The sequence below is a fragment of the Qipengyuania sp. NPDC077410 genome, assembly GCF_044543405.1.
Classification (GTDB): Bacteria; Pseudomonadota; Alphaproteobacteria; order Sphingomonadales; family Sphingomonadaceae; genus Qipengyuania; species Qipengyuania pacifica.
Genome location: NZ_JBITWB010000002.1, coordinates 102,725 through 116,902, shown reverse-complemented (window position 1 = coordinate 116,902; position 14,178 = coordinate 102,725). Strand labels below are relative to the sequence as shown.

Genomic DNA, 14,178 nt, shown 5'->3' with positions numbered 1-14,178 from the left:
GCTTGCCACACATCGATTCGCACAGTAAAGGCGCGCCCCTGCCCTGCGGCGGCCATTAAAGCCGCTCTTCCGGGCGGGCGCGTAGCTCAGTGGTAGAGCACACCCTTCACACGGGTGGGGTCGCAAGTTCAATCCTTGCCGCGCCCACCATGTTCTCAAAGACTTAAGAGAGATGGCCCCGTATTTCATGAAAAATTTATGAAAACCTTGTCGGAATCCGGCTGCTGAGAGGTATGGCTGTGATTGGCTTAAGGCTCTTCCTAAGTGAGCACGAAGCAAAGGTTGATGACCGACGCAGATAACTGAGGGTTAGGTTACTCCGGCCCCGCCCCCGGCTCACTTCAGCGTTTAACATACGGCACACGCACATCGTTCGGTTAATCAGATGCTGATATTTTGGGCTCAGGATCGATCTTGTGTGTTTGACCTCGTATTCGGGGCGATAATGTCAACTGGAAAGGCCCATGGACATCGAGTTCACTAACAAGGGCTCCAGGAAGTGCCTTCCTGGCCAACCCATTTTTTCGATTGCAGAATGTCAAAAGCTCGACCGGCTAGTTCGGGGCTCCGGCCCCCTAACAACATTGCCTGCGCTCACAAACGATCAACTTCGCGAGTTGCAACTCTCTCTTCGAGCTATTGGCAGCCTCTACGACGCGGATGGCCAGATAAACGTTATTAAAACGTCAATTGATCGGAAAAAGCATTTCAACGATGTTAAAAGAAAAGCTCTCGCACTCTTAAAATGCTTCGATATCGACCGGGATGATAATCTTGATCGAATCAATCTTGCTTTATTTACTGAAAAGCATGTATTTCATGGAATTGAGATCGATGGCCTCGACTTTATTAAATCTTTGAAAATCCTATGCGACGTCTGTGAGCGAATGGACGAAGAAGAGCTTGGCAACCCGGAACCTGGTCGCAAGCCGGACGGAAGATTTCATCTTCTGATCGGACGCTTAGGTTTCGAATATGCGGTTTTTTGGGGACGCGGAGTTACACCGGCAAGCACCAACGACGGGGCGCAAGGCGGTCCTAGTGTTAGATTTATGCATGCCGCCGCAGAGATGATTACGTGCAAAAAAATGACGCAAAAAAAGGTCTTCGATGCCTATAGAGCGGCACAGACTACAGTGCCCGAGTTACTGTCGACGTGGGAACAGACACGTCGAAGAAAGTTCTAATATTTGGCAGTTCGGTCGCTCGTAAGCTTTACATTTTCTCACCTTAGATGGGGTTAATTTTTGAACCCTCAATAATTTCGGATTTCGATAAGCTTGTCTGCGTTCATTGAAACGGAGACAAACCATGATTCAATCAAATAAAGGGGAAGCATCAGATGCTGAACGACTGAACCCCCTCGCAATGACAATCGAAGAAGCGGCACATGTTGCCCGACTCTCGCGCTCGACGATCTATCTGGCCCTTAGGGATGGAAGTCTCACTGCACGCAAGGTCGGGCGTCGGACCATCATCCGCGTCGAAGATCTTAGGCAGTTTCTTGCCGCCTTACCTGCCTTCGAGTCCCAACGCGTTGAGGGGGATGTTTGAGTTGACGAATCTCAAGCGAACTCCGGCTCTTCTGGCAACTCCTATTCCGCAACACAGATAAACGAAGTGATCATGTTTGATCTTTTTGCACAGAAGGTAGAGCACTACGCCAGCTCGAGCGCATTGGATGAAAGCTCTGACGGACCATGGGAATATTATACATCATACCTATTCGAAGATTTGGAGAGTTTACTGAAATTCGCCAACATCAAGACCTTTGGAAAAACGCCCGTCTTTGCGTCCTTTACTGCAAACTCCACGGATGAAAACCTGTGTACGCGTTGATATTGGAGGTTGGAGGACAAATAACCGTAACGCTCTTTAGTAGCTTACAATTGGCGCAGAGCGCGGAGGACGATTTTTGCGCCAGTCATTTTGAGACTGATACTGGCGAGGTGTCGTCAGATATCAGTGCGGTGTCGATCGACGAGAACGACCCCACAAATCAAATTCCTAGAAACGGCTTCGCGTATTATTTTGTTCACGAATGGGAAGGAGGTTTTGAAATTGCACTATATCCAACGCGAGAAGCTAGAGACAAAGCGGAACGCGCTTTTGAAAGCAAAGATGAAGACGGTTTAAGCATATACCTTATCGGCACGGGCGTTTCGCTCATCCCGAGCACCGGTTCTTCGTAATTGTCCCATTTGGCTTATAACCGGCATCGAAACGATTGCAAAACGGTCGAAGCGCAGATCCGTATTGAACCAATATATCATCGATTTTGGCGTCGCAAGCGGACTGTCCGGCTCTAGCAGTTGTCGCAACCAAAGCAGCCTGAGAGCAAAACAACCAAAACATTCTGACAACAAGGGGGCAATAGTTGTCTCTGTTGACCTCTTTGCAAATCGTCAGAAAAAATTCGCAACGATGGGGCTGGAGTATGCTCATCACCCCGGCCCCATAGAAGCGTTTTGCAGTTTCTCTTTCGCCCTAGTTCAAAAGTTAACCCGTGCTCGCAGGCCGTAAGTCCGTGCGTCATTGAGAAAGCGGATGTTCAAAGACGAACCGACAAGAGCCTTCTGCGATATTTCCTCGTTCAGGAAGTTGCTCGCCCATGCCTCCAGCCTGAAGTTGCCGATCGTATAACCGGCGCCGAGATTTAGTGTCACGAAACCGTTCTGGCGGTCGGGAAAGCCCGCGTCCAGCGCACTCTGGCGCGTGCCGTCCAGGAACACGATGTCATCCTCGTTGAACTGGGACAGGAAGAAGGAGGATCGGTAGTTTAGGAGAGCCTGCCAGTCGAAACGGCCCGAGCCGATGTCGAACCACTGGGATAGCCGGGCACTCAGGTTCATCTTGGAGGCCAGCGGGAGCCGGTTGCCGACCAAGCTGACGAGCGGAGATTGCCCACCGGCATCGAAATCCTGGGCGCGGGCATCTGCCACCACGCCTTCGGTGACCTTGGTGTCGAGATAAGCCGCATTGAGATCGAGCGCGTAATGTGCCGGCAGTTTAAGTCGCAGTTCGGCTTCCGCTCCGTAGATGCGCGATGCACCGATGTTCCGGTTGACCAGGGAGTATCCATTGCAGACTGGCGGGGCCTGCGTTTCGTCCAGGTTGATACAAGTCAGATCCTGAAAAACCTGATCGGAATAGTCGTAGTAGAACCCCGTCAGGTTGAAGATTGCCCGGCGACCGAAAGCATCGAAACTGTTCCGGCTGCCGATTTCATAGACAACCAGCTTTTCGGGGCTGAATGCTTCGGGAATTGTCGAACCGTTGAAACTGTCATTGAAGCCGCCGGACTTATGTCCAGTGGACACCTTGGCATACAGCATGCTGTCCGGTCCTATGTCGAATTCCAGGCCGGCTCGCCAGTCGACAAAGTCGAACTTGGCCTGACCGATCTGCTGATCGGGAATGGTCAGTTCGACAAAACTGAACCCCCCACCGAATCCCGCCGGACAATCGACGAAGCCATTGTCGATATCGGGTCGGTCGATACAGGTACCGTTCGGATTGGTGCCATCGGCAATCGCACCGATCTGCTGGATGAGAGTATCACGCAGACCCGGGCTGCGGATTCCCTCGATCAAGAACTGAGCGCGGCCCTGCAGCGTGTCGATGGCACTGACATTGAAGTTCGGGCGATCGAGCAAGTTCGGGCGGAAGCCTTCGGTTCCAAGACGTGTGGCAAAGCAGCAGGCGAAGTCTTCGCCGCCCAGCGTCAGAGCCCAGTTTCCACCGATACCGTAACGGGATTTCTTTTCTTCGGTGTATCGCAGCCCGCCGAATGCGCGCAGGCGATCCGTAATGTCGTAGGTCCCGTCACCGAAGAAGGCGAAGCTCTCGCCATTGACATCGGGCATGGTGAATTCAGTGCCCGAGTAGCAGCAGTATCCGCGGTCGGCGACCGCCATATAGCCTACCGCCTGATCTTCCTTGAAATAGAAGCCGCCCAGGTTCCAGCGGAAGCGCTGATCCTCGTTTGCGGACAGGCGTGCTTCGTAAACCTGGCTCTGCGACCTCGTCTGCCAGAAATTGTTGGAGAAGTTATCGTATTGGAAATTGTCCAGGTCGCGCCCGGGATAATCGATGCCCTCGCTGCTGGCGTTGGCCTGGTAAAAGTCGACCGAACGGTAACTTCCGGTCAATTCGCCCGTGAAGGTGCCGAAGTCGTAGGAAAGCTTGCCCTGAATTCCCCAGAGCTCGTTCTCCATGTCGCCCTGCATGCCGCGATAGACGACATCCTTGAGGTTCAGCTTGTCTGGACGCAGGCCAGTTGCGGTAACGGCGCCGAAAATGTTCGCTCCGGGATAGCCGGTTCCCGTCTCCTTGCCGTAATCGCCAACGACAGAGACGCTCAAACGATCGTCAGGCTCCCACAGCATGGAAAGTCGCCCGGCGTAGTTCTCTTCAAGTCCCGCCGGCTTGAGCTCGCTGGCCTGTTCTCCGGTAGAAACATTGCGAAAACCGTAATCCCGGTTGACGTAGTACCCAGCAGCGCGCACAGCGAGTGTATCGCCTACGGGAATATTGATCGCACCTTCCGCACCGTAAGACGAGCGGTTGGCAATTTCGGCCTGTGCGTAGCCGCTGAGTTCACCAAGCCGTGGCTTTGCAGTGATGATATTGAGGGTGCCCGCAAGCGCGTTGCGCCCATAGAGCGTTCCTTGCGGTCCCTTGTTCACCTCGACCCGTTCGAGGTCGTAGAACATCAGGCCCAAGCCACGCGGCCGCGGAATATAGGTTCCGTTGAGATGAGGTGCTGCACCGGGATCGCCCAGTTCGGTGTTGTTGGATGAACCGACGCCCCGGATGAAGATCTCGACGTTGCCTTCCTGGTTGGCGATGCTCAGACCGGGCACGGCCGCCTGCAGCTGACGAAGTTCGACGATGCCGTCCTGTCGTAGCTGATCGGCATCGAGCGCCTGAACTACGCCAGCCACTTCCTGAAGGTTTTCTTCGCGGCGGTTGGCCGTGACGATGATGACATCTGACCCGTCATCTTCTGTCGCTTCGCTTGGCGCTGCCGTTGCGGGCGCGGATTGGGCGTGAAGCGGCACGGCAGCAACCGAGCAGAACAACATGGTGCCGAATGTCCCGGCGAATTTTAGTCTGGTCATAGTATCCTCCCCTTTGGACCGATCCGATGCGGCCGTATTTACTTGCATGAAAGCTGTTCACCCGTCGGCGACACGATGCGTGCCGACGCGAGCGTGAGATCGAGTTGCCCGTCGGTCACCAGCATGAGCGGTGCATCTACGCCGCTCATGTCGACGCCTGCCTGCACAAAACAGTTCAATGGGAATGACGCGCGGGTCCATCGCCCCGTTTCTGCGGTGGTTGTCAGTAATGCGCGCACGGGAAATCCGCCGCCGCACTCCTCGCCGCAGGTCATCAGCAAATTGACGTCTGCGGTAGGTGCATTGTCGACCTTGAATTCCAGTTCAAGCGCGAGGCCCCCATTAGCCTGACGCGTCAGATCCATCCCGGACTCCTGAGCGATCGCGACGGCAGCTCTTCCTGATCCGGACCACCGCAGTCGAACCGCGTCTTCCTGCGCATTGCGATCGGCACCTTGAGCAGTGATGAGATCGGGCGCAGGGTTTGTTGCAAGCGCGCCAGGTGAACCGATGAGAAGCTGACGGCCCGTGCCTACCCGCCCACCGGAAAATAGCATGTTCTCGTCCGTCGGAGCTGCGCTGGCACGCTCTTCAGGAAGCTGATCTAGAGAGCCATCTTCGGCAGTCGTCAGTCCATAGCCATAAGGAAAGAGCGGATTGTAATCCGCATCACCTAGGTTGACGTTCGTCTGGTCGCTCGATCGTGGCCAGCTGTAGGACAATCTGCCGGTAAATTCCGACTTACCGAACAGACCATCGGCTACGCCGCCGCCTTCGGTTCCGGGTAGCCACGCTGCCACGAACGCATCGGAAGCGTTGAGAAGCGGATTTACCCACATCGCGCGCCCGGAAAGAAAAACCGATACCGTCGGAATTCCCGCAGCGCGGAATGAGCGCAACAGCGCAAGGCTGCGGGCGTCGTCATACCCCACGTCCGGGCGGTCGCCCTGGAATTCGGCGTAAGGATCTTCCCCGAACACGACGATCGCCACATCGGGGCGTTCGCCGTAGCTGCCGTCAGGCGACAGAGTGGCGCTTCCGCCCGCGTCTGTCACTTCAGCTTCGATGCCTTCCCATATGGATTGCGCGTTGGGAAAATCGGTCCGTTTTGTATCTGTTCCCTGCCACGTCAGGGTCCACCCACCGGTTTGTTTGGTCAGATTGTCGGCTCCGTCGCCTGCCACAAGCACCTTGGCTGCTGGATCGAGTGGCAAAATTCCATCCTGGTTTTTGAGCAGCACGAGAGATTTGCGAACGGCCTCGCGCGCAATGGCGCGGTGATCGGCGCTGCCCAGGCGCTCGAACTCACCGGCGTAGGGTCGAGAAGAGGGCTTGCCCGCTTCGAATAAGCCGGCTCGAAATTTCACTCGCAGGATGCGGCGCACCGCGTCGTCGAGTCGGGCCGGAGGCAATGCTCCACTGCGTGCGTTCGCCAGTGTGTTCTCGTACAGACCCTTCCAGCTATCGGGCGCCATATACATATCAAGTCCGGCGATGACTGATTGCGCACAGTTGGTGACGGTACAGCCTTCGACCTGGCCATGCCCGTTCCAATCGCCGACGAGAAAACCGCTGAAGTTCCAGCGATCCTTGACAACACCCGTCAGCAATGAAGCGTTTCCATGCATCTTCGCGCCGTTCCAGCTGGAAAAGCTGACCATGATCGATTGCACGCCCGCATCTATGGCGGGAAGGTACGGCGGGCTGAAGACGTCGCGCAGGCGGCCTTCATCGATCCGCGCGTCACCCTGATCCTTGCCACCCGCGGTTCCGCCATCGCCCAGGAAATGCTTGGCGGTGGCTACGATGTGCGAACCACGCAACCAGTCATCATCACCGAGCTTGCCTTGCAGGCCTTCAATCAGAGGAGCAGCATATGACGTCGCAATATCCGGTGTCTCGCCAAACCCTTCGTAAGTCCGGCCCCAGCGATCGTCTCGCACCACGGCAAGTGTGGGTGCGAAGGTCCAATCGAGGCCAGTGACGCGCATCTCAATTGCGGTTACTTCCCCGATACGCCGCATCAAATCCGGGTCGTTGGCGGCCCCGAGCCCGATATTGTGCGGAAACAGCGTAGCACCTACGATGTTATTGTGACCGTGAACGGCGTCGCTGCCCCAGATTACCGGAATTCGGGGGAGATCGCCCTGCGGTTTCATCGAGGCAGCATAATAGGCATCGGCTGCCTCCAGCCACTTTGAAGCCGGCGCGTTGTACTCGCCTGTAGGCGTCGAATTGCCACCATTGAGGATCGATCCGAGGTGATAGCGGCGAACGTCTTCGGGTGTGGCGCTCGCGATGTCAGCCTGAATGATCTGCCCGACCTTCTGTTCAAGCGACATTCTGGCGATCAGCGCATCGATCTGGTGTTCGATTGCCGGATCAAGCGCGGCAGCAAGACCCTTGGCGGGCCAGCGCTGCGGATCGGCCACGGCACTCGAATTCGCCTGAGCAATTGCGGGCACTGCCGTGTGCGCCGCGCCCAACGCAGCCATAACAGCCACGGACAAAATTGCGGTCTTGCGACGCCTCACTACCTTCTCCCAAATTCATATGACAACGTTTACCGTTGCTCCTGACAACGTTTACTGCGGTGCATCGACACAAGTCAAGAGAGGCGCTAGTCAACTTGCTCAGGGACCCCCGCCGGGTTATCCGATAAGCACATTTTCGGGAGGGGCCGCCATTTCCAAACGCTCGACGATTATCGATGTGGCGAACCTCGCCGGAGTGTCGATCAAGACCGTTTCCCGCGCATTAAACGATGCTCCTCACGTGAGCGCCGAGGCGCGCGAGCGCGTGAAGGCCGCGGCGGCGACCCTCGATTATCATCCGAACATAGCTGCCCAGAGCCTTATTGCCCGGCGTAGCTTTCTCATCGGACTGACATATGAGCGACCGAGCCCCAGCTACGTGGTTGAACTCCAAAACGGTGCGCTCGCTCGGCTCGAGGAATCGCGTTACCGCCTCGTCGTCCTGCCGTTCCGGAATGTGGCCGATCGCCCAGCAGAACTCGGACGGCTGCTCATCCGAGCTGGACTGGACGGTGTCGTCCTTGCACCGCCCGCCTGCGACCAGGACGAACTGCTGGCAATGCTCGACAAGCACAGATTGCCTTATGCTCGCATAACACCTCACAGCGCGATGGACCGGGGCATCGTGCTGGCAATGGACGAAGTTGCAGCAGGCCAAGCTGTCGCAGCGCATCTGCTCGAATTGGGCCACACGCGCATCGGGATCGTTCTGGGAGATCCTTCGCATGCGGCCAGCGCAGCGCGCATGGAGGGATATCGCCGCGCCTTTGCAGAAGCGAAGGTAGTCATCGATGATCGACTGATCGTGACCGGCGATTTCACTTATGACGTGGGCTACAAGGTGGCGGAACATCTTCTGCGCCAGACACCACAGCCGACGGCCATTCTCGCGCAGAACGACGATATGGCCGTGGCTGCGATGGCTGCGGTACGAGACTGCGGATTGTCGGTACCCCACGATATATCGATCGCCGGCTTCGACGATTCGGAAGTCGCTCGCACCGCTTGGCCCCAACTTACGACGGTTCGTCAGCCAGTCATGCAAATGTCATGGGACGCAACAGATCGGCTGATCGGATGGCTGGACGCGGATCGAAAAGATGGAAGCGAAGGCGAAATAGCCTTCGCTCGCCGCGGCAATCACCCCCACGCATTGGTCGTCCGAGCGTCCACTGCCCCGCCGAAAGTCTAAGATATGCAGCAGATTGAACTCATTTCTAGCTGGAGTCTTTGGGTGTGCGCTCCTAATTGTCTCGCTAATCCGAACACGGTATCCCGGCGATGGGTATCGCAGGGGCCAGAGCACCCCTACCCGTTTTCCTCGTTCCACTCGCCGAAAGAAGACGGTCCGGTGTCAGTCTCTTCTCAGACCTTGCAGTAGAGCGAGTGATTGAAGCCCAAAACGGGAAGTGAAGAAACGAAAATGGCACACGTACGTAAGCTGTTCAGACCTGCCGCCGCTGGCCTTGCGCCGCGTGATCGAGAACCTGCTCCGCAATGCGGTAGAGTACGGCGCCGGTGGCACGCTGCATATCCGGCAAAAGCAGGACGCGTTGTTGCTGACCGTGTCCGACACTGGACCGGGCATCGCAGAGCAGGACCGCGAGCGGCTGCTGGCTCCGTTCGAACGCGGGGAGGAATCTCGCAACCGCCAGACCGGGGGTGTGGGTCTTGGCCTCAGCATAGTGCGGGAATTCGCGATGCGGCAGGGCGGGCGGTTCGCACTACATGAATCCGCCGAAGGCGGCGTGCGAGCAGTGTTGCGCCTACCGATCGCCTGACTTTAGATCGCCACTCGCACGCTTCGCTTTCTTAAATCTACAGCCGCAAGAAGAGCCTTTTTTTAGGCGGCGAATTTTTTGGCCGCTCCAAGGATGTTGGGTCGCTGTTGATAAAGGCAGATAGCTGCCTTTGGATCTATTACTCAGCAAGAACAATATGGACCCTGCGGCTAACGCATTAACGAACGGCAGCTATCTAGATCGACCGAGTGAGTCCCGAATGACTGACTTGAGGGCGCAAAGCGGACGCTGCTCAAACCATAATGTTGCTGTTAGGCACCGTACAACGACTATTGGGGAATGTAAAACGTTGAACGCTTATTCTCCGATTGTTACCCTACTTCGCTCAAGGCAACCGTGCCTATTTTAACAGCGAGTCCAGCCACCGGTTCGCTAGATTAACACCATCATGAATATGTTCTGGTACTTCGGATCGCTGAATGATTTGGTCCGCAGCCAATGTAAATGTTCCGGACGTGCCCAGTGGTGGAACAAGGATCGCAGGGTCAGCCTTCGACCCAGAATAAAGACGACAATTCGGAATGTGCAGAATGCCTCGACCTTGCCGGATATATAGGGAAATCTCGGTCAGCCGGAATTCACTGTCGATCCATTCGAAACCAAGATGAACAATGTCATGCTGGCTTGAATGTGCGATCCCTCCAATTTCGAAAATGTCAGTCGCTTCCGACTTATACCCCGCGCTGAATGCGAGCCCTTGCTCGGGAATAATGTCCTTCAGTAGTATTTTTTGAATAGCAACGAGGTGCGCGGTTGCGACCTTGCTCTCGGTTTCTGTGATCATCTGAATATTCCTTATTTTCATCCCCCAAATGGGGACAATTTCACCTCCAATTCCTAATCGTGAAATAGTGATGCCGGGGCGAAGCACCCTTCCCCCCGGCAGTCACTTTCTCGCCATTTAAGCTGCGGCGTCACCATGGTCTTCCCAAAGTCCATGGAGGACAGCTTGACCTTCATCGCACAAGATTTCTCGATCGAACGCGCCGTGCCGAAGGCCAAATCCGTTTAGAAACACCCGCGGGACGATCAGCACATGCGCGTGCAGCGGAAATGCAGCCCCAATCGATCCAGGCGAATGAAGAATAACGATCGATGCAACATTGCGCAGATTGGCCAGTTTCACCGCGTATGAACGTGCGCGTTCCCAGCCAATGTGGATGCGTTCTACATCTCCCAACGGCAATGTTAGATAGGTAAGCAGGCCGGCTTCATTCGGCGACGCGAATTCGTCAACTTGGTGTAACAAAACATCGAGATCGCTGAGCACGTCGTCTGCTTTAGCGGGAAGGATAACCTCGACCTTTTCTGCATTCGGGTTCCAAGCCGATCGGTCCGCGCCAACGAAAGTTGAGCCCAGATGACATTTCCGAAATCCGAATTCGTGGGCGCTATTCGTTCGTCCACGGAATGTTTTCCTCAACACGCCAAACACGAAGCCGTTCGATGCCTTGTCAGGGTTTAGGTAGAGCCAGGTCAGCGGATCTTTCTGACTGGTTTTTTTCGGAGCCGGCTTCTTCGCGAGCACTTTAGATTTGGCAGCGGGCATCAGAAGTTCACACCCTTCAGAAAGCGGGAGATTTCATCTGCCATCCGGTCAAAGCCGTGCTCAAGTTCGTCAGGATCCGCAGGCGCCTTCCAGCGCATCGCCAGACCTTCTTCCGCAACCTGCACACACTTCCCGTTTGACCTCGGCACGAACCACAGGCCTGCACCCAAGCGACATGGAAGCAGGTGAGTGAACAAGATGGGCTCAGCGGGTGAACGTAAAACGATGTCTGCCAGAGCTGGCATCGCGCCCGTGGTAAGACGCATCAGCAATACGTCGCGATCACAATCCGTCGATGTTTTGAGCATCGGCAGATCGAAGCGCTCGGCATCTGCAGTGCTACTTAAGATCAATCGGGGTTCAGGCAGATCGAGGCTGCCTTGCGGCATTCCTGGCAGCAACCATTCCGCGACGCTTGTCGCGCTTAATTCAAGCATCGGCAGCGCGAGGAGGCGCTCGCACGGAGCGAGTGGACGATTATTAAATTCGGTCATTTCTTAGCTTTCGCAGGAGGGTCGCCGTTCGAGGTTCGAACGGGTCAGGCTGCCTTCCAACTTTCATCTTCAGGTCAGCTTCGCCTGGCCAAGCCAATTTACTTTCAACCGCCCTCCCGGCGGCTTTAATTCATATTTTACCGCGCCCTCAGCGGCCTCTTCCTTTGGGAAGCACTCCCAAAATATCAGACTCTTTCTTCGGCCCCCGCGAGCGTATCAGAGCTGGTGGACTTACTTCGGGAGCGGGGCTCGGAGAACTCGCGTGCGCGGGAGCATCCGGTGCGGCGTTCTTCCGACTGCTATCACTTTGGTGTCTACGCTTCGGTGCGTTGTCAGTGTTGCTAACGCTCTCTTTAGTCGGGGGAGCAACTTCAGCGGTGCGTATGGAAACTGCATCCGACTGGCGAGCCTTCTGATTTCCGGTTGGTATAGTGAAAGGATCAGCATATCGGGTGTGCGTCCGCCCTACCCCGGGAGACATTTTCGCCGCATCGCTCGACACAACCTTTTTTTCTTGATGACATTGCCCATCGCTCGCGCGGCGTTTCACAAAGTCTTGATCGACAAGGGCGCCCTCGAGCCCGTTACTTCGAGCAAGCGCGAACGCCCGCTCGCGAAATGCCGAACTACCCGAGACGGTCACCTTTCCGCCAAATTTCTTCGCCGCAAGCTTGAGAGCAGCCAAGATAACTTCATCTTCCCTTGCCATCAGGACATCGATGCGACTGCCTCTATCGATGAAGACAGTCGGCGCCTCGGCTTCGCGCGCATATCGAATTTCCTTGCCTGATCGGAATGGCTTGAAGTCTCCGATCTGCTTTGGCTCGACTGGAACGGAATGAGCGCCCGTAAGGCTTGGAAATAGGTGCTTGCGGTTGCACCATTCGGCCGCTTTTTCGCCATCGCCTCTGGAGTATAGATAACTCTCCAAATTGGGGGGCGGTCTAGAAACGGTCTGTTCGATCTTAGGCTTAGCATCGTAAAGTAGGACTGCCCGGGCTTTTTCGCTCGCACTTTTTGCTTTCGCCTGTCTCTTTCGATCTAGTTCTTTGCTCTTTTTCTTGCGAGCCTCGAAAGCTCGATGCTGCTCGCAGAGGTTGCGATATTCAGAAGCGTGCTTCGCGTTAGGCAAAACATCTTTATCAGCATCGCGTGCCTTGATCTTTACGGATGGGTGGCGTGCAACGAATTCACCAAGTTCCCTCACCCGTCTTGTCAGCGTGATGCGAGTTTGCACGCTCGAAGCAGCCACCGAATTTTCGCCAAGTGTTATTTTGACGCCGTTTGTGCCGACACGATCATAGGTCATGCCTTTGGCAGCCAAACGCTCGTGAAGTTCGGGCCACGATCGCGCGTTTAGGATAACTGGAACCGCTTCTTCTTGAGCGATCCGTTGCAAGGACTTGTATCCAGTCCGCCATTCGAACGCCGATGCTCCGGTCCGGATTGCCTTATTGCCTAACGCCTTTAGCTTCTTGGCCCGCTTTGACAGGACGATGTTCCCATCGACGATCACATAACGCTGCTTCTCTTCCTGCTGCCAGCCAAAGTGGTCCACTATTTTTGCCACTGCTTGATGCGCCGCTTCTTTGTTGAAGCCATGATTGATCTCAAGCATGCGGCCCGTGAGTATGCTGAAGCGGTTGACGGCGATGTGACAATGGAAATTGTCGGTGTCGCCATGAAGCACATAGATCGCCGGTTGCTGATCCAAGCCCAAGTGTTCAAGAAACATTTCAACTGCCTGATCGACCTGACCGGGTGTAGGCTTCTCGTCCTCCTTCCAACTCAAGAGCCAATGGTCGACCGGATTGGCGCTGCGGGTTGCTGCGTTGGCAAGAGCCAACATCTCAGCTCTGCGTGCGTGACTCTCTTCGCTTAGCAAATTGCGATAACCGGCATGTTGCAAACGTTCGCCCGAACTGTCCCCCAGCCCCGCACGCAGCATGTAGTCCACCATGTAGGCTTTTTCCTCGCTCTTCTTTTCCGGCGCGAGGAGATAGTCGATAAGAGATCTCGCGTGAGCGATACGCTCACGCGTAATTTGACGAAGATTACGCCGTGCCTTGATACGCTTCGTGATCATCGAGAAGGTGGATCGACATCATAAGAGAGCTCCAAAATGATCGACCGGACACTTAGAAGAAGACCGTTGATTTCCATCGTCGACACATTTGGCTTGCCAGCCGCCTGGGAAAGCTGGAGCCCAATTTTATGCAGCGCTGCGATCTTGCGATAAACAATTCGCGATCGTTCGCCAGACTCTGGATTTCCGCCAAATAGTTTGGCTCGAACGAAGTCAGAGATCGAACGGTCGCCGATGATTTCCCGCAGCCTACGATCTTCCTCTTCATCTAGCCGGACAACAATTTTTCGGCCCTTGTCTTTTCTCTTGGTTCCTTCCTTTTGCTTCCCATGCCGCTTTGGCGTCGTTCCGTTTCCTTGAGTCATTGAAACTTCCCCTTCCCAAAATGCGACAAGCCCAGCGCGGAGCATTGCTGATTTTATCAGCCGGTGGTGTAATACACCACCCATCCTGCTATCTTTATTTTCCTCTCTTAATTGCGCGGAGGCTGATGCCGGAGCTCTCTTTCGGCGCGGAGGCTGATGCCGGAGCGATGCCCTTTCGGCGCGGAGGCCGCTGCCGGAGCGATGCCCTTTCCGCGCGGAGGCTGC

General features: G+C 55.5%; 13 protein-coding genes and 1 tRNA gene. 7 read left to right on the top strand and 7 right to left on the bottom strand.

The annotated features are described in order from the left end of the window. The first annotated feature begins 75 nt into the window (after positions 1-75). From ACIGGE_RS08510 to ACIGGE_RS08490, 5 genes are all read left to right on the top strand, one after another. Positions 76-150 (top strand) — tRNA-Val (locus ACIGGE_RS08510). A gap of 314 nt (positions 151-464) precedes the next feature. Then, entirely contained in the window at positions 465-1,187 is a 723-nt protein-coding gene (locus ACIGGE_RS08505) for a hypothetical protein (protein ID WP_397490038.1), read from the top strand. Between the two features lie 124 nt (positions 1,188-1,311). Further along, on the top strand, positions 1,312-1,554 hold the full coding sequence (locus ACIGGE_RS08500) for a helix-turn-helix domain-containing protein (RefSeq protein WP_397490037.1): 243 nt from the start codon (positions 1,312-1,314) through the stop codon (positions 1,552-1,554). A 72-nt stretch (positions 1,555-1,626) separates the two neighbouring features. Then, a complete protein-coding gene (locus ACIGGE_RS08495) occupies positions 1,627-1,839 on the top strand; it encodes a hypothetical protein (protein ID WP_397490036.1) in 213 nt (70 codons plus the stop codon). A 50-nt stretch (positions 1,840-1,889) separates the two neighbouring features. Next, positions 1,890-2,192, top strand: coding sequence for a hypothetical protein (locus ACIGGE_RS08490; RefSeq protein ID WP_397490035.1), 303 nt, complete (start codon positions 1,890-1,892; stop codon positions 2,190-2,192). A gap of 300 nt (positions 2,193-2,492) precedes the next feature. Here ACIGGE_RS08490 and ACIGGE_RS08485 read toward each other — a convergent pair whose 3' ends face one another. Next, positions 2,493-5,123 (bottom strand): TonB-dependent receptor, encoded by a 2,631-nt coding sequence (locus ACIGGE_RS08485; protein WP_397490034.1) that lies wholly within the window; start codon positions 5,121-5,123, stop codon positions 2,493-2,495. A 38-nt stretch (positions 5,124-5,161) separates the two neighbouring features. Then, the gene (locus ACIGGE_RS08480) at positions 5,162-7,657 is read right to left on the bottom strand and encodes a glycoside hydrolase family 3 protein (protein WP_397490033.1); all 2,496 of its coding nucleotides are present in this window, start codon (positions 7,655-7,657) and stop codon (positions 5,162-5,164) included. A 178-nt stretch (positions 7,658-7,835) separates the two neighbouring features. Between ACIGGE_RS08480 and ACIGGE_RS08475 the strand changes: the two genes are divergently transcribed. Continuing rightward, positions 7,836-8,849 carry a LacI family DNA-binding transcriptional regulator gene (locus ACIGGE_RS08475; RefSeq protein ID WP_397490032.1) on the top strand — a complete coding sequence of 338 codons (1,014 nt, stop codon included), beginning with the start codon at positions 7,836-7,838 and terminating at the stop codon, positions 8,847-8,849. 217 nt (positions 8,850-9,066) lie between these two features. Continuing rightward, on the top strand, positions 9,067-9,438 hold the full coding sequence (locus tag ACIGGE_RS08470; RefSeq protein ID WP_397490031.1) for a sensor histidine kinase: 372 nt from the start codon (positions 9,067-9,069) through the stop codon (positions 9,436-9,438). Between the two features lie 361 nt (positions 9,439-9,799). Here ACIGGE_RS08470 and ACIGGE_RS08465 read toward each other — a convergent pair whose 3' ends face one another. The 5 genes from ACIGGE_RS08465 to ACIGGE_RS08445 form a co-directional block, all read right to left on the bottom strand. Then, positions 9,800-10,243, bottom strand: a complete 444-nt coding sequence (locus tag ACIGGE_RS08465) for a hypothetical protein (RefSeq protein ID WP_397490030.1) — start codon at positions 10,241-10,243, stop codon at positions 9,800-9,802. A 117-nt stretch (positions 10,244-10,360) separates the two neighbouring features. After that, entirely contained in the window at positions 10,361-11,008 is a 648-nt protein-coding gene (locus ACIGGE_RS08460; RefSeq protein WP_397490029.1) for a hypothetical protein, read from the bottom strand. Then, entirely contained in the window at positions 11,008-11,502 is a 495-nt protein-coding gene (locus ACIGGE_RS08455) for a hypothetical protein (RefSeq protein ID WP_397490028.1), read from the bottom strand. The genes ACIGGE_RS08460 and ACIGGE_RS08455 overlap by 1 nt, the downstream gene beginning before the upstream one ends. 148 nt (positions 11,503-11,650) lie before the next feature. Next, positions 11,651-13,588: a relaxase/mobilization nuclease domain-containing protein gene (locus ACIGGE_RS08450; RefSeq protein WP_397490027.1), complete on the bottom strand. Its 1,938-nt coding sequence runs from the start codon at positions 13,586-13,588 to the stop codon at positions 11,651-11,653. Then, the coding region (locus ACIGGE_RS08445; RefSeq protein WP_397490026.1) for a hypothetical protein at positions 13,585-14,178 on the bottom strand (594 nt) is incomplete at its 5' end. The genes ACIGGE_RS08450 and ACIGGE_RS08445, both read right to left, overlap by 4 nt.